The organism is Lacinutrix sp. MEBiC02595 (assembly GCF_053601555.1).
On record NZ_JBSHNU010000180.1, the window covers coordinates 23799 to 45592 of the forward strand.

26 protein-coding genes are annotated in these 21794 nt (G+C 33.2%); 14 read left to right on the plus strand and 12 right to left on the minus strand.

Translation table 11 applies throughout. The annotated features are described in order from the left end of the window. Nucleotides 1–112 precede the first annotated feature (112 nt). The 12 genes from ACVCZW_RS03840 to ACVCZW_RS03895 all read right to left on the minus strand — a co-directional run bounded on the left by ACVCZW_RS03840 (nucleotide 113) and on the right by ACVCZW_RS03895 (nucleotide 10945). Nucleotides 113–1663 (minus strand): M28 family peptidase, encoded by a 1551-nt coding sequence (locus ACVCZW_RS03840; RefSeq protein WP_452231688.1) that lies wholly within the window; start codon nucleotides 1661–1663, stop codon nucleotides 113–115. 131 nt (nucleotides 1664–1794) lie between these two features. Further along, nucleotides 1795–2832, minus strand: a complete 1038-nt coding sequence (locus ACVCZW_RS03845) for a M28 family metallopeptidase (RefSeq protein ID WP_452231689.1) — start codon at nucleotides 2830–2832, stop codon at nucleotides 1795–1797. Nucleotides 2833–2881: 49 nt separating this feature from the next. Then, nucleotides 2882–3211: an FUSC family protein gene (locus ACVCZW_RS03850; RefSeq protein WP_452229175.1), complete on the minus strand. Its 330-nt coding sequence runs from the start codon at nucleotides 3209–3211 to the stop codon at nucleotides 2882–2884. A 7-nt stretch (nucleotides 3212–3218) separates the two neighbouring features. Continuing rightward, nucleotides 3219–4004: a DUF3108 domain-containing protein gene (locus tag ACVCZW_RS03855; protein WP_452231690.1), complete on the minus strand. Its 786-nt coding sequence runs from the start codon at nucleotides 4002–4004 to the stop codon at nucleotides 3219–3221. A 136-nt stretch (nucleotides 4005–4140) separates the two neighbouring features. Then, nucleotides 4141–5358 carry a bifunctional alpha/beta hydrolase/OsmC family protein gene (locus ACVCZW_RS03860; protein ID WP_452231691.1) on the minus strand — a complete coding sequence of 406 codons (1218 nt, stop codon included), beginning with the start codon at nucleotides 5356–5358 and terminating at the stop codon, nucleotides 4141–4143. A gap of 32 nt (nucleotides 5359–5390) precedes the next feature. Continuing rightward, nucleotides 5391–5873 carry a peptide-methionine (S)-S-oxide reductase gene (locus ACVCZW_RS03865; RefSeq protein WP_452231692.1) on the minus strand — a complete coding sequence of 161 codons (483 nt, stop codon included), beginning with the start codon at nucleotides 5871–5873 and terminating at the stop codon, nucleotides 5391–5393. Nucleotides 5874–5893: 20 nt separating this feature from the next. Beyond that, the gene (locus tag ACVCZW_RS03870; RefSeq protein WP_452231693.1) at nucleotides 5894–6883 is read right to left on the minus strand and encodes an aldo/keto reductase; all 990 of its coding nucleotides are present in this window, start codon (nucleotides 6881–6883) and stop codon (nucleotides 5894–5896) included. Nucleotides 6884–6909: 26 nt separating this feature from the next. Beyond that, nucleotides 6910–8472, minus strand: coding sequence for a protein adenylyltransferase SelO (locus ACVCZW_RS03875; protein WP_452231694.1), 1563 nt, complete (start codon nucleotides 8470–8472; stop codon nucleotides 6910–6912). A gap of 22 nt (nucleotides 8473–8494) precedes the next feature. Continuing rightward, entirely contained in the window at nucleotides 8495–9034 is a 540-nt protein-coding gene (gene msrA / locus ACVCZW_RS03880) for a peptide-methionine (S)-S-oxide reductase MsrA (protein WP_452229169.1), read from the minus strand. Next, nucleotides 9024–9485: a peptide-methionine (R)-S-oxide reductase MsrB gene (gene msrB, locus ACVCZW_RS03885; protein WP_452231695.1), complete on the minus strand. Its 462-nt coding sequence runs from the start codon at nucleotides 9483–9485 to the stop codon at nucleotides 9024–9026. The genes msrA and msrB overlap by 11 nt, the downstream gene beginning before the upstream one ends. Before the next feature lie 269 nt (nucleotides 9486–9754). Further along, nucleotides 9755–10048 (minus strand): hypothetical protein, encoded by a 294-nt coding sequence (locus tag ACVCZW_RS03890; RefSeq protein ID WP_452229167.1) that lies wholly within the window; start codon nucleotides 10046–10048, stop codon nucleotides 9755–9757. 27 nt (nucleotides 10049–10075) lie between these two features. Further along, nucleotides 10076–10945 (minus strand): universal stress protein, encoded by an 870-nt coding sequence (locus tag ACVCZW_RS03895; RefSeq protein WP_452229166.1) that lies wholly within the window; start codon nucleotides 10943–10945, stop codon nucleotides 10076–10078. A gap of 173 nt (nucleotides 10946–11118) precedes the next feature. Between ACVCZW_RS03895 and ACVCZW_RS03900 the strand changes: the two genes are divergently transcribed. The 14 genes from ACVCZW_RS03900 to ACVCZW_RS03965 all read left to right on the plus strand — a co-directional run bounded on the left by ACVCZW_RS03900 (nucleotide 11119) and on the right by ACVCZW_RS03965 (nucleotide 21747). Next, complete coding sequence (locus tag ACVCZW_RS03900) at nucleotides 11119–11577, plus strand: hypothetical protein (RefSeq protein ID WP_452229165.1); 459 nt, start codon at nucleotides 11119–11121, stop codon at nucleotides 11575–11577. Between the two features lie 32 nt (nucleotides 11578–11609). Beyond that, nucleotides 11610–11828, plus strand: a complete 219-nt coding sequence (locus ACVCZW_RS03905) for a hypothetical protein (protein WP_452229164.1) — start codon at nucleotides 11610–11612, stop codon at nucleotides 11826–11828. Nucleotides 11829–11844: 16 nt separating this feature from the next. Next, the gene (locus ACVCZW_RS03910; RefSeq protein WP_452229163.1) at nucleotides 11845–12210 is read left to right on the plus strand and encodes an arsenate reductase family protein; all 366 of its coding nucleotides are present in this window, start codon (nucleotides 11845–11847) and stop codon (nucleotides 12208–12210) included. Nucleotides 12211–12323: 113 nt separating this feature from the next. Further along, nucleotides 12324–12710, plus strand: coding sequence for a hypothetical protein (locus ACVCZW_RS03915; protein WP_452231696.1), 387 nt, complete (start codon nucleotides 12324–12326; stop codon nucleotides 12708–12710). A gap of 6 nt (nucleotides 12711–12716) precedes the next feature. Continuing rightward, nucleotides 12717–13991, plus strand: a complete 1275-nt coding sequence (locus tag ACVCZW_RS03920) for an MgtC/SapB family protein (RefSeq protein ID WP_452229161.1) — start codon at nucleotides 12717–12719, stop codon at nucleotides 13989–13991. A gap of 260 nt (nucleotides 13992–14251) precedes the next feature. Further along, nucleotides 14252–14518, plus strand: coding sequence for a DUF5661 family protein (locus tag ACVCZW_RS03925; protein ID WP_452229160.1), 267 nt, complete (start codon nucleotides 14252–14254; stop codon nucleotides 14516–14518). 136 nt (nucleotides 14519–14654) lie between these two features. Further along, complete coding sequence (locus tag ACVCZW_RS03930) at nucleotides 14655–15164, plus strand: ferritin (protein ID WP_452229159.1); 510 nt, start codon at nucleotides 14655–14657, stop codon at nucleotides 15162–15164. Nucleotides 15165–15205: 41 nt separating this feature from the next. Then, nucleotides 15206–16807 (plus strand): oleate hydratase, encoded by a 1602-nt coding sequence (locus tag ACVCZW_RS03935; RefSeq protein ID WP_452229158.1) that lies wholly within the window; start codon nucleotides 15206–15208, stop codon nucleotides 16805–16807. A gap of 35 nt (nucleotides 16808–16842) precedes the next feature. Beyond that, nucleotides 16843–17661 (plus strand): DUF1269 domain-containing protein, encoded by an 819-nt coding sequence (locus tag ACVCZW_RS03940; RefSeq protein ID WP_452229157.1) that lies wholly within the window; start codon nucleotides 16843–16845, stop codon nucleotides 17659–17661. Between the two features lie 37 nt (nucleotides 17662–17698). Next, entirely contained in the window at nucleotides 17699–18388 is a 690-nt protein-coding gene (locus ACVCZW_RS03945) for a 2,3-bisphosphoglycerate-dependent phosphoglycerate mutase (protein WP_452231697.1), read from the plus strand. A 31-nt stretch (nucleotides 18389–18419) separates the two neighbouring features. Next, a complete protein-coding gene (locus ACVCZW_RS03950) occupies nucleotides 18420–18911 on the plus strand; it encodes a hypothetical protein (protein WP_452231698.1) in 492 nt (163 codons plus the stop codon). Nucleotides 18912–18942: 31 nt separating this feature from the next. Further along, nucleotides 18943–19443 (plus strand): hypothetical protein, encoded by a 501-nt coding sequence (locus ACVCZW_RS03955; RefSeq protein ID WP_452229154.1) that lies wholly within the window; start codon nucleotides 18943–18945, stop codon nucleotides 19441–19443. A 20-nt stretch (nucleotides 19444–19463) separates the two neighbouring features. After that, nucleotides 19464–20027 (plus strand): HdeD family acid-resistance protein, encoded by a 564-nt coding sequence (locus ACVCZW_RS03960; RefSeq protein WP_452231699.1) that lies wholly within the window; start codon nucleotides 19464–19466, stop codon nucleotides 20025–20027. Between the two features lie 127 nt (nucleotides 20028–20154). Beyond that, entirely contained in the window at nucleotides 20155–21747 is a 1593-nt protein-coding gene (locus ACVCZW_RS03965) for an oleate hydratase (protein ID WP_452229152.1), read from the plus strand. Nucleotides 21748–21794: the final 47 nt, after the last annotated feature.

Consider the following 21794-nt stretch of genomic DNA (forward strand, 5'->3'; position numbering starts at 1 on the left):
ATATAAAATAAAATTTTATATCTCCTTTTTTGCGTTAGCGATGGAACGGTTTGTTTGAGCTCCTCGTAGAGAGCGAGTAGTGAGAGCGCGACCCTTGGGTAACGCCCAAATACTAATTCGCTTTATCTACTGTTATTCTGTTTTCGCGATTTGCTAGTTCCCAAGCGGTATAGAAAATTAAACGCGTTCTGTTTTCTAATAAATCGTATTCTATTTTATCTGGTGTATCCGTTGGTTTGTGATAATCGGCATGTGTACCATTGAAATAAAAGATTACAGGTATGTTGTTTTTTGCAAAATTGTAATGGTCACTTCTGTAATAAAAACGGTTAGGATCATTGTCGTCATTAAAGGTGTAATCCAAATCTATGTTACAATATTTAGTGTTCATTGCTTCGGAAATGTCATGCAATTCGGTACTTAATTTATCGCTTCCAATTAGGTAAAGATAGTTTCTATTGGTTTTTTCACGTTTAGGATCTGTACGACCAATCATGTCTATATTTAAATCGGCAACGGTATTTGCTAATGGAAAAATTGGGTCTTGATCTGCGTAATATCTAGAACCTAATAATCCTTTTTCTTCTCCTGTAACGTGTAAAAATACGATAGAACGTTTTGGACCTTGCCCATTTTTCACGGCATTTTGAAATGCTTCTGCAATTTCTAACATAGCCACAGTACCAGAACCATCGTCATCTGCGCCATTGTATATTTCACCGTCTTTGATCCCTTCGTGATCTAAATGTGCGGATACTATTATATATTCTTCTGGTTTTTCACTTCCTTTAATGATTGCTACTACATTTTCGGATTGAAATTGGGAAACATCATTTTTAAAGTTTATATCCACTGATTTTGCTAATGTTTGTGTCTTTTCTGCCGTTTCTATATCGCTATATATTGCTTTAGCTAAATAGGTGTTTATTATAAAATAGTAAAAATCATCTTTTTTATCTACTAAGTCCATTCTTCCTCGAGAACTACCATAACGTCTGACTGCAAAATCAAAATTATCTGGGTTGTAAAACAGAACTGCTTTTGCTCCTTTGTTTTTTGCTACATCTCTTTTTGCTGCAAATTCTTGTCTGGTGTTAGACCATTTTGAAGAAGCGTCTGTACCAGAAATAGTATAGTTACCATCTGCGTTTTTAGGTTCGCCAGCTTTTATAAGTACTACTTTACCTTTAACGTCTAAGTCTTTGTAATTCGTGTAGTTTTCGTCATCGATACCATAACTTACAAATACAATGTGGTCTGCTTGAATGGTACCATCTGGACTAGAAGTTACAGAAACAAAATCTTCTAAAGCTGTGTAGGATGTGCCGTTTATTGCTAGTGCTACATTTGGTGTTTTCATTGTTTGTAATGGTACTTCTTGAAAGTAATCATTGTTTGGTAATGCCGAAGGAATACCTAAGCTTACATAATGATTTTTTAAATATTCGACTGCTTTCTTTTGTCCTGGCGCTCCTGTGTTTCTACCTTCAAATTCATCGGAAGCATAGGTGTAAAGCGCTTCTTTTAGCTCTGCGGAAGTGATACTATTTGCATAGGTTGTAACATCTACCGCTTTCGAGCTATTGGTAGCTGTTTTGTTTTGTGAGGTTCCACAGGAAATAAGTATCGTGGATATACCAAAAATGAAGAACATTTTTTTCATAAGATTTTGTTTTAGTAAAATGAGTTGGTTTTGATGTCTACTATTATAGATAGTAATCTACTATATTACGAAAAAGCGAAATAATAGCGGAAATAATCAAAAAGGTTTATTAAAATTTTAACAAGTAGAATTTAAAAATCGGTATTCATCAATAGTCTATTTTCTTGATTGGCAAGTTGCCAAGCAGTAGCGAAAATAAGTTTGGTTCTTTTTTCAAGAAGGGAGTAATTTATTTTATCTGGTGTATCTGTTGGTTTGTGATAGTCATCGTGCTCGCCGTTAAAATAAAAAATCACAGGAATATTATGTTTTGCAAAGTTATAATGATCGCTTCTGTAGTAGTATCTATTACTATCCTCTTCTTCATTATATTTATATTCTAAATGTAAGTTAGTGAGGTTCTTGTTTGCTTTTTGGTTTACATAATGTAGTTCCTTGCTTAGTCTGTCTGCACCAATAATATATATGTAATTCGGATTTTCTTTGTGGAATTTATCTACTCTTCCTATCATATCAATGTTAAGATTCGCAATGGTGTTTTCTAACTTAAATACTGGGTTTTTTGTGTAGAAAAGGGATCCTTGCAGTCCTATTTCTTCGGCTGTAAGATGTAAAAAGAGGATACTTCTTTTTGGCTTAAAGCCATGTTGTTCTGCTTTTTTAAATGCTTGCGCAATTTCTAACATCGCTACAGAACCAGAGCCATTATCGTCTGCTCCAAAATATATTTCTTCGTTTTCTGTTCCTAAATGGTCTAGATGCCCGGAGATAATAAGTACTTCTTCTGGTTTTACACTTCCTTTAATATATGCTAATACGTTTTCGGATGCGTTTATACCTTCTGGTAAAAAATCTTTAGGTATAATTTGAAAATAAGTGCTATCCGAAATTGGAGATGCTATGCCTTGCTTTTTATAAAAAGTTACTAGAAAATTTGCTGCTTTTTTTTGACCTTCTTCTCCTATTGCCCGACCTTGAAAGTCGTTAGAAGCAAATTGGTGAAGATTTTCTTTTAATTCTTCAGCAGTAATTGTAGCAGCATATTTCTTTACTAAATCACCATCTACGATGTCTATACTTTCTTTTAAACTTTCAATTTTTGTAGCATATTTTTTTTCCGCACAAGATCCAATAAGTATAAAAGCAGAAAGTAGAAAGTACATCTTCATAAATCATCCATTTTTTTGAGCATCAAATATATACAAAATTAGATAATGATTATTCCGATATGTCGATACCTTCTAATTCTTCTATTGCATTGTCTTCTGCTTCTTGCACACGTACATCTAATGCTTCAGTATTACCAACTTCGGTTTCATTAAAAATTGCTTTGTAGGTAGAAAGTGATAAAGATACTAAAGTTAGTAAAAATATTAACTGCACGGGTTTTCTAGACTCGTTTTCCTTTTTAGATAAATAAAAGGCTATGATACCAAATAGTAAAGCTGCTATTGCTGGAATAAAAGCCATATTGAATAAAGGTAAAGAAGATAGAATAATTGCAATTATAGCTGCAATAATACCTAGAATTATAAATAATTTTCTCATAATATGTTTAGTTTTTTAAACCTGTTGCAGATTTTATTTTAAGTTCTCCGTTACCAACAGCAACTTTAAATTTTGCGTATACCGGGATTTTGTTTTCGTCTGCAGTTAGCCAAAGAATGTTAGCGTTGTTTCCTTTTAAAACATCACTACCATTAATGCTAATCGCTAGTTTGTAACATTCTTTTTTACCAATATTAGTGTTAATCGTTTCTTTTCCTAAAAGGGTAAAAGAAATTATTGTTTCTTCATTATCAAATAAGACCTTAAAAGAATCGGACGCTCCAACAGTTGCTTTGTGAATATCTAAATTTCTAATGTGGTAAATGGTGGTTACTAAATCTTTGGTTCCAGATTTAATTTTTACCACTTCATTTCTATCCCAAAACCCAGAATCGAAATTCTTGCTTTTTTGTCTTCTTAAACTTTTAACGGTATTTGTTTTGTGGTTAAAGTTGTACTTCACAAATTTATAATGTCCGCCTTCATCAATATCTCTTTGGTATAAATAAGGCGTAAGTGTTTTTGGGTTTACATAACTTTCGTAAATATCACGAATTTTAAAAAAATTATCCCATTTGCTATATGTTGTTGCTGTGCATTTAAGACGTAACAAAGTAGCGGTAGACGTTTTAACCTCGCTAGTTTCCATTCTAACCTCTGCAAGGTCTGTTAGCAACCCAGACATATTATAGGATGCTGTGAAGCTTAATTTTTCACCAGCTTGAAACGCATTGTTTTGTGCAAATGCAGATGCGCTTATGGTTAGCAAAAGGAGTACGATTATTCTTTTCATAAATTCTAAAAATTTTTCAAATATACAAGTTTGTAGCATTAATTATGCCGAAGCTAATATGTTAACAACATTTTGTTGCTTTTATTTTAAAACAATTATTTAAAGTTTTTACGAGGCGCTTATCTATTCCTTTTCTTTAAACTAATTCGGTATCTATTAAAACGTTACTTTGTAATGTTCTATGCACCGGACATTTTGAAGCTATTTCCTTTAATCGTTGTTTTTGTTTATCGTCTAAATCTCCAATAAACTTCAGCTTCTTTTGTAAATGGTCAAAGCGTGTTGGTTTATCCACTTCTATCCTTAAATCATCACTATGTTTTTTAGAATAGGTAATATAAACAAAAACCTCTTGCAAATCCCATTGTTTCCTTTCGGCATATAATTTTAATGTCATTACAGTACATGCCGCCAAACCAGCACTTAAAAAATCATAAGGCGATGGTCCAAAATCATCACCACCAGCAGCTATTGGTTCATCTGCTATCATGCTATGATTTTTTGTTTGAATGGTGGTTGTAAAGTTATCTTCTAAAAGATTTAAATGCCCAACCAATTGTTCTCCTTTGGTTTCTAGCATTTCATTTTCTACAGGTTCAAAATAACGTTGTGACCAAGTACCAATCATATTTCCGGCATAGACACTATCTTTTGAATTGCTTAATAAATGATCGGCGCCATCTAATGTTATAAAACTTTTAGGATGATGTGCATTATGATAAATTTCTTCCGCATTTTTAATTCCTACAATAGTATCTGTTGGAGAATGCATAACGAGTATTGGTTTGCGTAAGTTTTTTACAATCGTAGGCAAATCTGTTTTGTTAAAATCTTCAATAAAGTCTTTATTAATTTTAAAAGGTCTACCACCAATATTTACTTGGGCTTCTCCTTTTTCTTTTACTTCACTAATGCCGTGAGAAAATAAATGCGTCACATGATCTACCGAAGAAGGAGCGCCAATAGTTGCAATCGCTTTTACCGTTTCTAGTTTTGCTGCAGCAGTGATTACAGCAGCACCACCAAGAGAATGGCCGACTAATAGGGAAGGAGCTTGGTAATGCAATTTCATATAATCACTTACCGCAATTAAATCGTCAACATTGGCAGAAAAATGGCTGTCTGCAAATTCGCCTTCACTTTTTCCTAAACCTGTAAAATCAAAACGTAGTACGCCAAAACCATGAGAAGTTAATGCTCTACTAATATTTTTTACAGCGTTTAAAGTACTTGAGCACGTAAAACAATGTGCGAAAATAGCGTAGTAATTTGGTTTCTGATTTGCGGGTAATTCCAAATGTGCTTGTAAAGCTTGTCCGTTTTTGTTTTCTATTTTTAGTTTTGTGCTTTTCATATAAATTGAATTTATTAGGTGAAAGGATATGCTTATTTTTTAATATGTTCCGAATACTTTTTAGAAAGGATTTCTAATTTCGGATGTATAAACTGTTTGCAAAATGGCTTTTCAGGATTTTTAATATAGTAATTCTGAATCGCTTCACGCGAAGCTTTAAATGCTGAAAAAGGCAATACTTGTGTGATTAATGGATTATCGAACGCAGATTGAAAACCTTCTAGTAATTCTATTGCTTCCTTTTTTTGTGCTTTGGAAAACGTATAAATGGCCGAACGGTATTTCTCTCGCATCGAATGATTGCTCGTGCTTTTATGCGTTATTAAATGTACTTCTGTTAAAATTTTTAAAGGGATTTCTTCCGGATTAAAATGCACAATAACCGCTTCCGAAAAACTCGTATTGGCTTCTGTGGAAGCTACAAAACCTTGTTCCACTTTTTCTACACCTTTTAAAGACTGAAAAACAGCTTCGGTACACCAATGACAACCTCCTCCAAATGCTATTTTAATCATAAAAAGTTACTTGTTTTTATTTAGTTCCAAGCTAATTGTTTTCTTTCTTGCCAATATGCTGTTGGGTCGACTTTAAAGCTTTTTAGTAGATTTATTTCTTCTTCCGATAAGGTTGTTTTTTCTACTTCTAGATTCGATTTTAATTGTTCGGTATTACTTGCGCCACTTAAAATAATACTTTTTTTAATGTTTTGGGCACAAAATTTTAAAGCGATTACATCTAAGCCTACTTGGTGTTTTGTTGCTAATGCTTCTAAAGTATCGTATAATTTAGCGTACTGACCATAATTATTATTTCTAAAGATTCTACCATTTGCAACAGCTTCTTTAATAATGATTTTCTTGTCTTGTTTTACTAGTTCATGCGCTATTGCTTCTAAACTCTGATCTAAAATATTATAGGTAATCTGAAAGCCATCAAACAATTGTTTTCCTTCTACAGTAACATCTAGTGCTTTTTTTATTACTTCCAATTGGTTGCTTCCAGTAGTTGTAATTCCAATCTGCATGTTATGCTCGTTTTTTAAAAAGGCTAATTGCTTTAAAACGTCGGTATTATTTAGAATGCCAGTTTCTAAGGTTGCAGAATGTATTTGATATATTTTTATATGCGGAAGAAACGCTTTAGATACTTCCCATTGTTCCTTTAGTTTTTCTAAACTGTGTTCTTTTACTTCATGCACTTTTGCATTAGCGTCAAAATTTGCGACATAGGTATAGCCCCATTTTGTTGCGATTTGAATTGTTGGGTCGTTTTTGGTTTGTAACCATTCCAATAATAAATCTTCTGCCAATCCGTAACCAGGAGCAGTATCAAAATACCGAATTCCTAATTGGTACGCATGCTCTAGCACATTAAAACTATTTTGTTTAAATACTTCTAGATGTGGATTTGCATTTTTATCCTTTCGTATATTGATGTATTGTGGTCTTCCTAATGCTGCAGTACCAAGTCCTAACATTGTATTGTTTTTATGGTTATAAATGCCTTCCGGATACCCTTTAGACAATTTGTGTATCTATTTTACTAAAAGTATTATGAACTACAAGATAACATAGAACAGCCGACTTTATTTCTTGCCCAATCCGGACGCTTAGCAAACCATTTTTCGTTTTCTGGCTGTTCGTTATACGGATTTTTTAATAGCTGAAATAATTCGTCAATTAATTTATAATCGCCTTTGTTTGCGTCATCAATTGCTAATTGCGACATATAATTACGAAGGACATATTTAGGATTCACCTCATTCATTTTTTGCTTTCGCTCTTCTGCGGAAAGACTTTCCTTTTGTAAACGATTTGCATACGCTATAAACCAAGTATTCCATTTTTCTTTTATAACCTCGGAAAGATTATCTGGTGTATAAAAAGCATCTTTTATGATTGCTAATCCTTCCGAAGGGTTTTCCGAAGAAAAATCGCTTAAGTTTCTAAAAAATATAGTCATATCGGTTTCCGTTAACTGAAGGATTTCGTCTAAACTAAAAATCAAGGACACATCATTTTCGCTTTCTAAAAACAATCCTAGTTTACTTTGCATCATGGCTACGTATTGTTCTGCAGCCTTTTCGTTATAAAGATTTAAAATATTCTCTAAACCTTCTGCTTCACCAATTAAAGGATATAGTGCATTTGCTAGTTGAAATAAATTCCATAGACCAATTTCTAACTGCGCACCAAAACGATAGCGTTTATGTTGGTTATCTGTAGTGTTTGGTGTCCAATTGGCATCATAACCTTCCAACCAACCATAGGGTCCGTAGTCGATGGTTAGTCCGAGAATAGATAGGTTATCGGTGTTCATTACGCCGTGAACAAAACCAACGCGTTGCCAATGGATAATCATTTTTAAAGTATCGTTTAAAACCGTTTCAAAAAACTGTAAATAGGTTTCTTTACTTGGTTTTCCTAAATGCGAAAAATGATGTTTTATGGTATAATCTACAAGCGTTTTTAGAGTTTCATTGTCTTGTCTAGCAGCTAATATTTGATAGCTTCCAAAGCGTAAAAAACTAGGAGCGATACGTGAGACAATAGCACCTTTTTCGTAAGCAGCATTGCCGTCATATAGCATATCTCGCAATACCTGATCGCCAGATAAACTTAAAGATAAAGCTCTGGTGGTTGGCACGCCTAAATGGTACATGGCTTCGCTACATAAATACTCCCGAACCGAAGAACGCAAAACCGCCAAACCATCTGCCGTACGCGAATATGGCGTTGCACCGGCTCCTTTTAATTGTATTGCCCAGTGTTTGTTGTTGTGTTCCACTTCGGTTAAATTAATAGCACGACCATCGCCTAATTGTCCAGCCCAATTGCCAAATTGATGTCCGCCATAACACATCGCATACGGTTTTGTATTTGGTAATACTTCATTTCCAGAAAAGACATTTAAAAAGTCCGTACTTTTTGCTTCTTCCAGAGTGATGCCTAATTCGGTAAGCATTTCTGGAGAAACATGTACGAGTTCCGGATTTGCCGTTTTTGTTGGTGTAACAAAAGAAAAACAAGCTTTTTCCACTTGTCTTCTGGTGTTTTCCAGAATGGCATCTGCTGGTAATTCGGTATTAAATCTATCTTGTATATTCAATTTCATTATTTCCCTTTCCTTAAACTTCTTATTTTAGTTTATCGCTGTGCAACTTTCTAAGCTTTGCTAATTTGGGGTCAATTACAAAAGAGCAATAGCCAAAACCAGGATTACTTCGGTAGAAATCTTGATGCTCTTTTCCTGCTTCGTAAAAAATAGGGAAGGCACTTATTTCTGTTACAATGGTATTTTCGTAATACGGAGCAATTTCAGAAAGCACCACTTCGGCAATTTCCTTTTGTTTTTCATTATGGTAAAAAATAACCGAACGATATTGCGTTCCGCGATCGGCACCTTGTTGATTTAAAGTGGTAGGGTCGTGTGTGGTCATAAAAATAACTAAAATATCTTCATAAGAAATCACATCGGCATCAAAGGTAATTTGAATCACTTCTGCATGTCCCGTTAATCCGGAAGAAATCTCGCGATAGGTTGGATGTCCAGGGACGGTTCCTCCAGCATAACCAGAGATTACTTTTTCTACGCCTTTTACTTCTAGAAATACAGCTTCTGTACACCAAAAACAACCACCACCAATAGTGGCTAATTGTAGGTTTTTAGTTTTCATTTGTTGTCCCTTTCTCTAATTGCATAGATTCTGAATTAACACAATAGCGCAATCCGCTAGGTTCTGGTCCGTCCGGAAAAATATGTCCTAAATGCGCATCGCAAGTATTACACATCACTTCTACGCGAACCATACCAAATGCGGTATCTTTTTCATACTTAATGGCGTTTTCTTTTATGGGTTGTGTAAAACTTGGCCAACCAGATCCTGAGGTGAACTTAATTGTAGAATCGAACAAAGGCGTGTTGCAACAAATGCAATTATATTGTCCTTCGTCATAAATACTACAAAGCGCTCCACTATGCGGTGCTTCGGTTCCTTTTTGTCTGGTAACTCTAAATTGTTCTGGAGTTAGTAGTGCTCTCCATTCGTTTTCCGTTTTTTCGACTCTTTGGTCTGGCGTTGGATTTCCATTTACGGTATAGTTAATTACATTTTTCCAAGTAAGCATAATGTAGTTCCTTTCTTTGTTAAATTAATATATGCTTTTAAATATACATATTTGGACGCATTTTTATTAAAAAACTTACATCTATCTACTTTATGCACTCAGTCTTCCTAAATACTTGGAAATATAAGTCTAGAGGAACAATAATTTTCTACCTAATACAGTTGGTATAGGAGCAAAATAAAAAGGAGTTACTTTTTCTTTTTAATCTAAATGATTCTTGGATCTATTACCCTAATTAATTTAGAATTTAATAGGATCAATAATTATATTTAAAGATCTATCAAAAAATCGGGACAGTAAATTGGAAGAATAAAAAACACAAAGACTAAAAACAAAATAGCCCAAAGAACCCACATTAAAAGCGGAAAAGTAATTAGGTTTCCTTTTGATTTCGGACGTAATGAATGTGCAATTAATCCATGGATACCAAGGCTCAATAGTAAAAAATCAAGACTAGAAATGATAATTAAAAAACTTTTGGAATGCGATTCTTTTGCTATAAAAAGGTAAACTCCTAATGCAACTGCTATCACAATAATGATTCTAAATATTCTTCTGGACATCTTATTAAATATTTAAGTGGTTAATTTTTATAAATGAAATATGCTATAATTTTTTGCGTTAAAACTCACCAAAGGAATCTTACCATAAGACGCCATTTTTTTAACTAAATCTCTATGAAATACATGTGATGATAGAATTTGATTTTCCCGTTCTAGCATGCCAATTAGATCTGCATTGCAAGTGCTAAAATATATTTTAAGGGTATTAAAAATATCGTCTGAATATAAAACATCTAGTACTAAGTTGGCATATTTAATACTTTTATGAATTTCATCCTGTAGTGCTTTTTCTTCCTCTATTTTTAATTTCTTATTTATAGGAAAAACATGAACAATTTTAATTGTAGCATGAAGAGGTTCTGCAATCTCTACTAGTTTATGGATGGCTCCTAAGTCTTCTTCTTCAAAATCTGTAGCATATACAATTGTTTTAATTTTGGTATGACTTGCATCTTCTGGAATAGTGATTACTGGACAAGATGCGCTTTTAAGAAGTTGTTTAGTAGTACTTCCCATAATAATTTCCTTTATAGCACTAACACCTTTCATTCCTGTAATAATAAGAAAAGCATCTAACGCATGTGCTTTTTTTGTAATCCCGTGAACTACAGATTTATCTTCTATAGCTTCCACTTTTACATGCGTCTTATCTAAATTGGCACCCAAATGTTCTTTGCAAAAAGCATTAAGTTTTAAGCTATGCTTTTTAATAGCATCACCTTCTATATCTGGAAATGGATCTTCGGCTTTTAAACTAAAATGATCTAACATGGTTGGATAATCAAAAACATGAATCACTTTTAATGTCGCTTGCATAACTTTACTCAGCGAATAGGCATATTTTAAAGCAGCAATAGAATTTTTAGAATAATCGGTAGCATATAGTATCGTTTTCATTTTTGCTTGTTTTTTATATATGAGGCTAAATTATAACCGATTAAAGTGTAAACAAATGACGTATATCAGTATGATGTTTTTAAAGACTGATGCAAGTCATTCTTTTTTAATTCTTTCATTTTTACTTTTACCTTTTTAATGTCTTTATTGAATTTTTTTTAAATAATACTAATATGAATGATTTCAGAATCAGACCCAAAGACAACTTTATTCACGAAGCAAATTGGGAACAGTTATATGCGCTTACCGAACATTGGAAATCGGATATGCTATTTTATAATGGCGACTTGAAATTTCTACATCATCTTATTGATAAATACTTTTTGTATCTATCCAAAAAGGAGAATATAGATTTGGTACTTGAAATTGAAGTGAATCTACTTCAAGTGGAGAAACAATGTAATACATTGTTAATTAGGATAAATAAACATTTCCATCATTTAGCGGAGTTGATAGCGGATCCTTTTATATATACATCGGATAAATTTAGAGAAGAACACGAACAATTGGAAGACGCTCTCTCGCAATTTGTAAAAGACTTCCGAAAAAACAGAAAAGAAGTTTTTGCAATTACCGAACATATGATTGCAGGAGAAGAATTGCTAAAGCAACTTAACATTTTACAGAAATAGATTTTAAGTTTTAACCATTAAAATTATTCTTAATGAAAGACCTACAAAAAGTATTATCAGAAATAACACAGTTAACTAATAAAATTGAAACCAATTATCCGGAGCTCTATCGATCTCTTGATGAAAACCCTTTAACGTTACCTGTTAGCAAACAGCCACATATGGATAAAAAAATAATGGCAGAATATCTAGAAAGTTTAAAGCAACTTTTAGGTCATTATATAGAGGAAGAAAAAATTAAAAACCAATAGATTTTATATTCAAATTATGGGAGAGATAGCTACGTCAAACAGACAAATAACAGTATACTATAGCTCAAAATCTGAGAGAGCGAAACAAACGTTAGCGTATGCTAAATCGGAAGGGTTTAAGGTGCAAGAAATAGACATATTAAAAACGAAGATTACGGGAACGCAACTTGTAGAGCTTGCCGAAAAATTGCACTTAGAAGTCGCAGATCTTGTGAATCAAGATAGTCCAGCGTATGCGTCTAGTTTTGAACATCACAATCTATCTACAGACGACTGGATAAAAATGATACAACACAATCCACAAATCCTTAAACAGCCTATTGCCTTAAGAGGTAATAAGACTATTCTAGTCGAGACGCCTACAGATATTCTTAAAATATAATAAAACTGGAATTTTAATTTTTGTTTCAAGACTGACATAAGTCATTTTAAACAAGTTTATAAAACGTAACCTTTGTGATATAATCTAAATAAATAAATAAATAAATAAATATCATGGAAAAGGAAATTTTATATAATTCGAATATGCATTTTGAACACCAGCAATGGGAAGGGGAACTTGATTTTTGGAAAGGGGAATTGAAGTTCTTTAATAAAAAATTAAGTGAACTAGTAATACGTTGGACAAACAAAGATGTACTTGCGCAATTAGAGCATTATCAAAATGAGTTTATTCTTCATGATGGCGTTATTGAAGACTTACAAGAAATCATAGAAAAGCATGAAGAACGCATAGCAGGACAAAGTGCAGAAGGAAAAGAAGCAATGGATGTGCAATTAGCAAAAGAGCATGTAGCATTTAGGGATAAAATGGAAACGCAACGCCAGGTATACGCAGACCTTAAAAAAGAATTTTTCAGGTTTCTAGAAAAGTATATGTAATATTAAATGCAATGGCATCAAGAAATAAATGAACTTGTAGGATCTTATATTCTAGGAGTTCTAATAAGTTTAGGGATAGGTCTTATACTTGGTCTAGAAAGAGAGTACGACAAACTCAAGGAAGATAAAGGTATAGCTGGTATAAGAACTTTTCCTATTGTAACTATTCTTGGATTTACATTAGGAAATCTTACAGAAGTTTTTACTCCTTGGCTACTAATTATTAGCCTGGGAGCTTTTATTTTATTTTTAGCATTTAGTTCCTATTCTCAAAAACAAGAAACACCAAATCAAAATTTAACCACCAATTTAGCCTTAATAGCAACCTTTGTTTTAGGCGTAATGGTTTCGGTAGCATATTACCGAGATGCAGTAGCAACAGCAGTTATTATAGTTACATTACTATCTCTAAAAACTAGATTTCGTTCCGTAATTCAAAATATTACTTCCGAAGAGCTTTTTGCATTTATCAAATTCGTAATCATAGCCTTATTAATTCTTCCTTTTCTACCCAACAAAACCTATGGTCCAGATAATCTATTAAATCCATTCGAAATTGGATCCATAATAGTAATCGTTTCCTTTTTGAATTTTATCGGTTATTTTCTTGTCAAATTTATAGGTTCAAAAAAAGGAATTATACTAACAGCAATACTTGGCGGACTCATTTCGAGTACCGCAGTCGCATGGAACTACGCATCCAGTAGTAGAGAATCACCAGAACTCTCCAAAAAGTATAGCGCAGGAATCATAGTTGCATCTGCCATTATGTTTCCAAGATTAGCTTTATTAGCATACATTTTTAACAGCAATATACTAATCCATTTAGCAATACCATTTGGTTTATTAACGTCCATTTGTGTTATAGCAACCTTGCTATTAATGCGAAAAGATGATCCAAAACCAGACACCAATATTAAATTAGGTAACCCATTGAACATGATGAATGCAATAGGTTTTGGAGTCGTATATGTTATCATTCTTTTTGCTGTTTTTTATAGTAATCAGTTTTTTGGAGAGAGTGGTTTGTACTATTCCGCCTTAATTGCAGGTCTGGCAGATACAGATGCCATTACAATAAGCATGTCCAAATTCTCTCTAGATGGCGACAAATTAACACTTGCATCTTCGGTAATTATTGCAGCGACCATCAGTAATATGTTAGTGAAATTAGGTATCACCGTTTTCAAAGGTTCTAAAGCAGCAGGGAAACTTGTTGGCTATGCTTTTGGAAGCGTTATTCTAATTGGTATTCTTTATATTTTGGTGATTAGAAGCTAACTTTATTTCTGTTTTTAAAAGTTGGGCGTGACCACAAGGGTCAGGCTTTTCATTACAATACCTCGCATCTCCTGCGTCGAGCTGCGGGATTTTCATTGCAATCCTTCACGCAAATACGCAAAACCAAAACTTCATAAATAAATTTTATTTTTTCGTCCCGCTGACCTAGATCAGTGTTCGTATTCTTTCAGAAAAGTACTTTTATACTAGAAATTTTGACAGTGGTTTTATCCATTTTCTGTCCAATAAATTACAATACAATGAAAAAATTAAATGCACAAGAAGTAAAAGAAATTGGCGATAATCTTGGTGTCCCATGGACGGATATACCATTAGATGAATTCACAAAAGGAGTAAATGTTGAATTTGAACATGGTACAAGATATCCAGAAACCAATGTTACCAATAATGATAAAGCCTTAACAGGAAAAATAGCTTGGGCGCATTTAAAAGAGTTTCCAGATTACTATACACGCTTAGAAAAAATGGAAAATGAAGCAGAAGCTTATTGGAACAAAAAAAAGTAAACGGATTTAAATCAGTGTACTCACGCTGACCTAGATCAGTGTGTCTCTCGCCATAACATTCTAATTTTGAAGTCTAAACAGAAAACAAAAGGTAGCTATTTAATAGCAAAAAATAAATTTTTTAAAGAGAAATAATATGAAAACGAAATCAGAATTTTTAAGCGAAGCAATGGTTAAGTTGCTAAATTATAGAGTAGAACAAGAAGAATTTTCTTCAAGAATATATCTAGCGATGTCTACTTGGTTAGATGATAAAGGATTTGTAGGAGCAGCAAAGCTCTTTAAGCAATATAGTAAGGAAGAGCTTGTGCATGCCGATAAAGCAAAAAAGATGCTTTTAGCAAATGGTATCCGACCAATCACTCCAGCTTTAAAACAACCAAAACAAGATTTTATTAGCCTTCCAGATGTTATTCTTTCGGCATTAGCACATGAAAAAGAAATCACCACACAATGCTATGCTCTTACCAAAGCAGCTCATACCGAAGAGAATTTTATGGTAGTAGAACTAGGTCTATGGTATTGTAAAGAGCAAGCTGAAGAGCTAAGTAAAGTACAGTATTTCGTAGATCGATTGGAAGCATTTGGTGAAGCGTCTATCATGTTAAGAGAACTAGATGAAGAGATGGGAGAATTAGCGGATTAATCCATTTCAAAAAACAAAAAACAACAATAAAATTATGTATTATGTACAATAGCAATAAAGATAGAAAAGCATATTTCATAGGTGGCGGAATAGGATCCTTAGCTGGAGCAGCCTTTTTAATACGGGATGGAGGAGTAGCAGGAAATAATATTACAATCTTCGAAAGTCTACCAGTATTAGGTGGTAGTTTAGATGCAGGTGGAAATCCAGAAGACGGCTATACATTGCGTGGTTCTCGTATGTTAACATTAAATATTTACGAATGCACTTGGGCTTTGTTCAAATCCATTCCGTCACTTACAGATCCTAACATATCTGTAACTCAAGAAACCATTGCGTTTAACGATAAAGTAAAATCATATGCAAAAGCAAGACTTATAGATAAAAATCGAGCAATTGTAGATGCGTCTAAGCTTGGTTTTTCTATGTCAGATCGTACAGAGCTTCTTAAACTAAGCGAAGCTAGTGAAGAAAAACTAGGCAATAGTTCGATTTACGATTGGTTTTCTCCTTCCTTTTTCGAAACTAATTTCTGGTTTATGTGGCGTACAAGTTTTGCGTTTTCACCTTGGCATAGTGCCGTAGAATTTAAACGTTACCTACACCGTTTTATGCAAGAGTTTCCTAATGTAGAAACCATGACAGGAGTGAAACGTACTGTTTATAACCAGTATGATTCTATGATTCTTCCATTAGAAGTTTGGTTGCAATCACATGGGGTTCATTTTCAAAAAGGGACTATCGTAACAGATATAGATTCAGCATATGCGCTAGATGCAAAAACAGAAACAGAAAAAGTAGTAGTAAAACATATTACCTATAAAAACGCTGGAAATATCGAAACTATTGAAATCAAAGATAGTGATTTAGTTTTCTGTCAAAATGGTTCTATGACAGATGCTTCTAGTTATGGTTCTATGACCAGTGCGCCAAAATTCTTTACAAAAGAAGATAGTCAAGGTTGGAGATTATGGGAGGAACTAGCGAATAAATATCCAGAGTTTGGTAGACCAGAAGTGTTTAATTCTAACATTGCAGAATCTTTCTGGGAATCTTTTACAGTAACATTAAAAGACACCGCTTTCTTTGATCAAATGGAAAAGTTTTCTGGTAATAAAGCAGGAACAGGTAGTCAAGTAACGCTTAAAGATTCTAATTGGTTTATGAGTTTCTCATTAAATCAACAACCACATTATAAAGACCAACCGTCTAATGTGCAAGTGTTTTTTACATACGGATTACATCCAGATCGCGTGGGTAATTTTGTAGGTAAACCAATGACAGCATGTTCCGGAGAAGAAATTCTTAGAGAACTTTGCGGGCATTTAAAATTCGATTATGATGTTGTGTTTGCAAACGCCATTTGTATTCCTTGTAGAATGCCATATATCACTAGTATGTTTATGCCTCGTTTAAAAACCGATAGACCACTTCCAGTGCCTAAAAATTCAAAAAATCTAGCATTTATTAGTCAGTTTGTAGAGATTCCAGACGATGTTGTTTTTACCGTAGAATATTCTATTAGAGCAGCACAAATGGCAGTGTATGAATTACTAGATCTGGATCTTGAAATCCCACCTATTACAAAATTCGATAAAACGCTAAAAGTGGAACTGGAAACAGTAGCGAAAGCATTTCACTAAATATAAATAAGTAGTAACCTTTAAAATCATAAAAAATGGCAAATATTATAGTTGTTCCTTTTAAGGAAGAGAAAAAAGCAATAGCAGCTTTACACAAAATCAAAGAATTGGATGTGTATGGAGATATTACACTCTATGAGCATATGATGATTCGTAAAATAGATAACAATGAATACGAAGTTTTAAATAATCAAACGGAAGGGGAAGGTTGGAGAACCTTTACAGGAATGGCTCTTGGTGGACTTGTAGGAGCGTTTGCCGGTCCTTTGGGGTTTGTTATTGGTCTATATACAGGCGTTGTTGCGGGCGCAGTTTGGGATATTAGCCGCTTTGACTTTGAAGATCAGTTTATTAAAAGAGTTAGTAATACAATGGCTGTAGGAACCATTGTAATTATTGCAGAAGTTGCAGAAGATAGTTCTATTTTTATTGATGATGCTCTAAAACCTTATAGTTCTGAGATTATTAGAAGTGAAGCAGGAATAGAATTCAATGACTTTATGGATGAACAAGTTGAAAATCTAGAAGTAGATATTGAAGACGAACGTCAAAAGCTTAGAAAAGCTACTGCAGAAGAAAAAACTAAAATTAAAGCGAAGATTGCCGATTTAAAAGCGAAGAGAAAAGCAGAAATGGCAGTATTAGAAACAAAGAGAAAAGCAGCTTTGAAAGACATTAAAAGCCAAACAAAATCCAGAATTAATAAGTTAGAATCTCGCTTGGATGGTGTTGAACATGCTATTACAGACTCTTTTGTTAAAGCAAGAAAAAACAGACTGAAAAAGAGAATTAAAAAAGAGGAAGAAAAATTATTCCAATTGCATAATGCTCTAGGTGAAGATATCGTGGATTAACAAGCAATTATATAGAATATTTCAAAATAAAAAAGAAGTGGGAAAGCTCATACTTGTAAGACACGGAAAAAGTATCTGGAATATAGAAAATATTTTTACGGGATGGACAGATATTGATCTGGCAACTCAAGGAATTGAGGAGGCCGAAATAGCAGGTCAAATTATAATGGATAATAATTTAGCTATAGATATCTGTTTTTCCTCTTATTTAAAAAGAGCGATTAGAACGGCTTGGATAATTATGGATACTGCAAATATGATGCATATAGACTTTTTGAAAAGTTGGAAGCTTAATGAACGGAATTATGGTGCTTGGCAAGGAAGAAATAAAGAAGAGGTGAGAAAGGAAGTTGGAGAAGAACTTTTCTTAAAAGTTAGAAGAGGCTTTAGTACTGCGCCTCCAAGTTTATCTAAAGAGGATGAAAGGAATCCGAAATTAGATCCCAAATATGCTAAACTTAATGCGTCAGAATTGCCATTAGGAGAATCCTTAGAGGAAACTAGACATAGAGCAGTGCAATACTTTTTTGAAGCTATTGTTCCAGAATTAGTAGAAGGTAAGACGGTTTTAGTTTCTGCGCACGGGAATTCCATTCGTGCATTAATGGGGCATATTGAAAATATTTCTTCTAAAGAAATTCCTAATGTGGACGTAAAAACCGGAGTGTTAAATATTTATGAGTTTGATACCGAAATGCATTTAAAAGCCAAATATGTATTGGCCTAATAAAGTTAATTGGAAATATAAATAATTTGATATGAAAGCTAAATTGTTATCATCGGCTGTACTAGTGTTTCTAATAGGAATTGGATCCATAGGTTGTAGTTCTACCACCAAGAAAAATTTGAAAGTAGCTAATGAAAACAGAAAGGATACGAAGCTAACTGTAAATCGGGTAAGAAAAGATTCTTCTAAGGTAATAAAGACGATAGCAAAAGTAGATTGGGACAAATTTAAAAAAGATGCACAAATAGCTGTCAAACAAAGAGAGATTCAAATTGAAGATTTAAAAAGAGAAATCTCCGTGATAAGTGAAGAGGATCAAAAATGCCGAATAGCAATAGATACATTAGAACAAAAAAAGAATAGTCTCAAAGGTAGATTGCTTCAAATTAATAAAAAATTTAAGGCAGATATGGAACATCTTAATGAAAATGATGAAGCCATAAAAATAACTTTTGAAAAATCGTTTGTTCATGATATGAATGAACTTATAATGAGTATTAGAGATTTTTGTAAAAAAGAATAATATTAATAAATAGTAAATAAAATAATCAATTATGAAAAAAAATATTTTATCCTTAACCGTAATCGTATTTATGGCAGGAGTAGTTTTAACTAGTTGTGGACAGGCATCTAAACAAGATGCGAAAACCGTTAAAGAAGACGTAAAAGAACTTAATAAAGATTTAAAACAAGGTGCAAAAGACTCTAGTGAAGAGATTAAATCTTCTGTAACTTCAGAATGGAATAAGTTTGAAAATGCATCTAATACTGCCATTGAAAAAACAGAGAATAAGATACAGGAGCTTAGAGCAAAAATTGCAAAAGTGAATGAAAATGAAAAAGAAAAATGGACAAAAGAACTGGATAAACTCGAACAAAAAAATAAAGAGTTGAAAGAGAAATTAGCAAAAAGAGGTCAAGCGTTTAAAGATGATGTTATTTCTTTTAATGCATCTACTGTAGCAAACGAACAGAAATTCGAGCGCGAGTTTAATCATGATATTACAGAACTAGGATCTGCTTTAAAAGACCTTTTTAAAAATAACGTCAATTAATAATTTAAAACTATAACGTTATGGCAACTACAATTTTAAGTTCCGCACAAGCTGCAGTAAAAAATTGGTGGATTTCACTTTTACTTGGTATTCTATATATTATTGCAGGAGTTTGGGTATTTCAAACACCATTAGCAAGTTACGTCTCATTAAGCATTGTATTTAGTATATTCATTTTTGCTTCGGGTATTTCTCAAATTGTATTTTCAATTTCCAATAAAAATGATATACAAGGTTGGGGTTGGTATCTAGCAGGAGGTATTCTAGATCTTATAATAGGAATATTATTAATATCACATCCATTAATGACCATGGCAATTCTGCCTTTTTACGTAGGTTTTTGGTTATTGTTTCAGGGGTTTATGGCAATTGGATTATCGTTTCAGTTTAAATCTGCTGGAATACCCTCTTGGGGATGGTTATTGTTTTTAGGAATTCTGACATTACTATTTTCATTTCTACTATTAGCGAATCCAGTTTTTGCAGGTTTAAGTATTGTTTATATGACAGGAATGGCATTTGTAACTGCGGGTCTTTTTAGAATTGCTTTAGCTTTTCATTTAAAAAATAAAAATTCTAATTAAAACAGTATAAAGCATTGCTGTAATGGTAAAGTAGTATTGTTCTATTTGTAGTTAACTCTATATCATTTTATGAACTAGAATGTTACATATTACTGCTGCTTTGCTTTTAAGTATTAAAAATTAAATCATGAGTAAAATAAAAAATAAAAATCCAGAAGAAGCTAAAGTATATCTTGTTGGTAGCGGAATAGCTTCTCTTGCAAGTGCCGTTTATCTAGTAAAAGATGCTGGTGTGCAAGGTAAGAATATTCATATTTTAGAAAAAGATAATATCCTTGGTGGAGCATTAGATGGTGCAGGAGATAAAGAGGAAGGTTATGTGGTTAGAGGCGGAAGGATGCACGAAAAACATTACGAGTGCTATTGGGATTTACTTTCCTATATTCCGTCTTTAGAAGATCCTAAAGTTTCGATAAGAGATGAATCGTTTGAATTTAATGAGAGATTTGTATCCAACGGACAAGCAAGACTTTTAAAAGAAGGGAAAATAATGGATGTATCTTCTTATGGACTATCACTAAAACAACAAGCAGATTTCTTAAAATTAATAATGACATCTGAAACAGTATTAGAAAACAAAAGAATTGAAGATTGGTATGATCACGATTTTTTCGAAACTAATTTTTGGTATATATGGTCAACGATGTTTGCTTTTCAAAAATGGAGCAGTGTTGCAGAAATGCGCAGATACATGAGACGTTTAATTCATTTAGTGGATGGACTTTACCGATTAGGAGGTGTAATGCGTACAAAATACAATCAGTACGATTCCGTAGTTCGACCAATGAAAAAATATCTAGAAGATCGAGGTGTGAATTTTGATATGAAATGTGAAGTTGTTGATATTGATTTCGATCTTTCTTCCGATAAAAAAACAGCGTCCGTATTGCATCTTAAAGATAAGAATGAAATTGTACTTGGTTCAAATGATTACGTCTTTATTACCAACGGCTCTATTACCGATAGCACCAATAATGGCGCTTGGAATAGACCTGCAAAACTTAAAGGATTAGCAGAATCAGGATCTTGGAAATTATGGAAAAAAATCGCAAAAAAAGATAAGGCTTTTGGTAATCCTAGCGTTTTTTGTGATAATATCGATTTACAAAAATGGTATTCATTTACAGCAACCTTAAAAGATAGCACGTTCCATGATTATATGGAGAATTTTTCAGGAAATGTAGATGGTACAGGTGGTTTAGTAACCATGACCGATTCTAATTGGCTCATGTCTATTGTGATTGCGCGTCAACCACATTTTCCAAATCAACCCAAAGATGTAAAGGTTTTTTGGGGGTATGGCTTATATCCAGATAGAAAAGGTAATTATGTAAATAAAACCATGGCGGAATGTACTGGTGAGGAAATCCTAGAAGAACTATGGTATCATTTAAAAGTTCAGGATTTAATGCAGCCTATCGTTGCTGCAAAAAAAGTAAACTGTATTCCAACAGCCATGCCTTTTATTGATAGTTTATTTATGCCGAGAGCGTATGGGGACAGACCAGAAGTATTACCAGAAGGAACAACTAATTTTGCCTTTTTAGGTCAATTTGCTGAAGTGCCAAAAGATATTGTATTTACAGTAGAATACTCTGTTCGAACCGCACAAACAGCTGTGTATGGATTGTTTGAAACAGGTAAAAAAGTTATTCCTGTTTATCCTTCTATTCATGAGGCAAAATCACTTATTAAAGCAGCTAAATCTATAAGTGGCTAGTGGGTTTTTGAAATGCAACTTAATAATTTCATTTCCTATTTGTAATT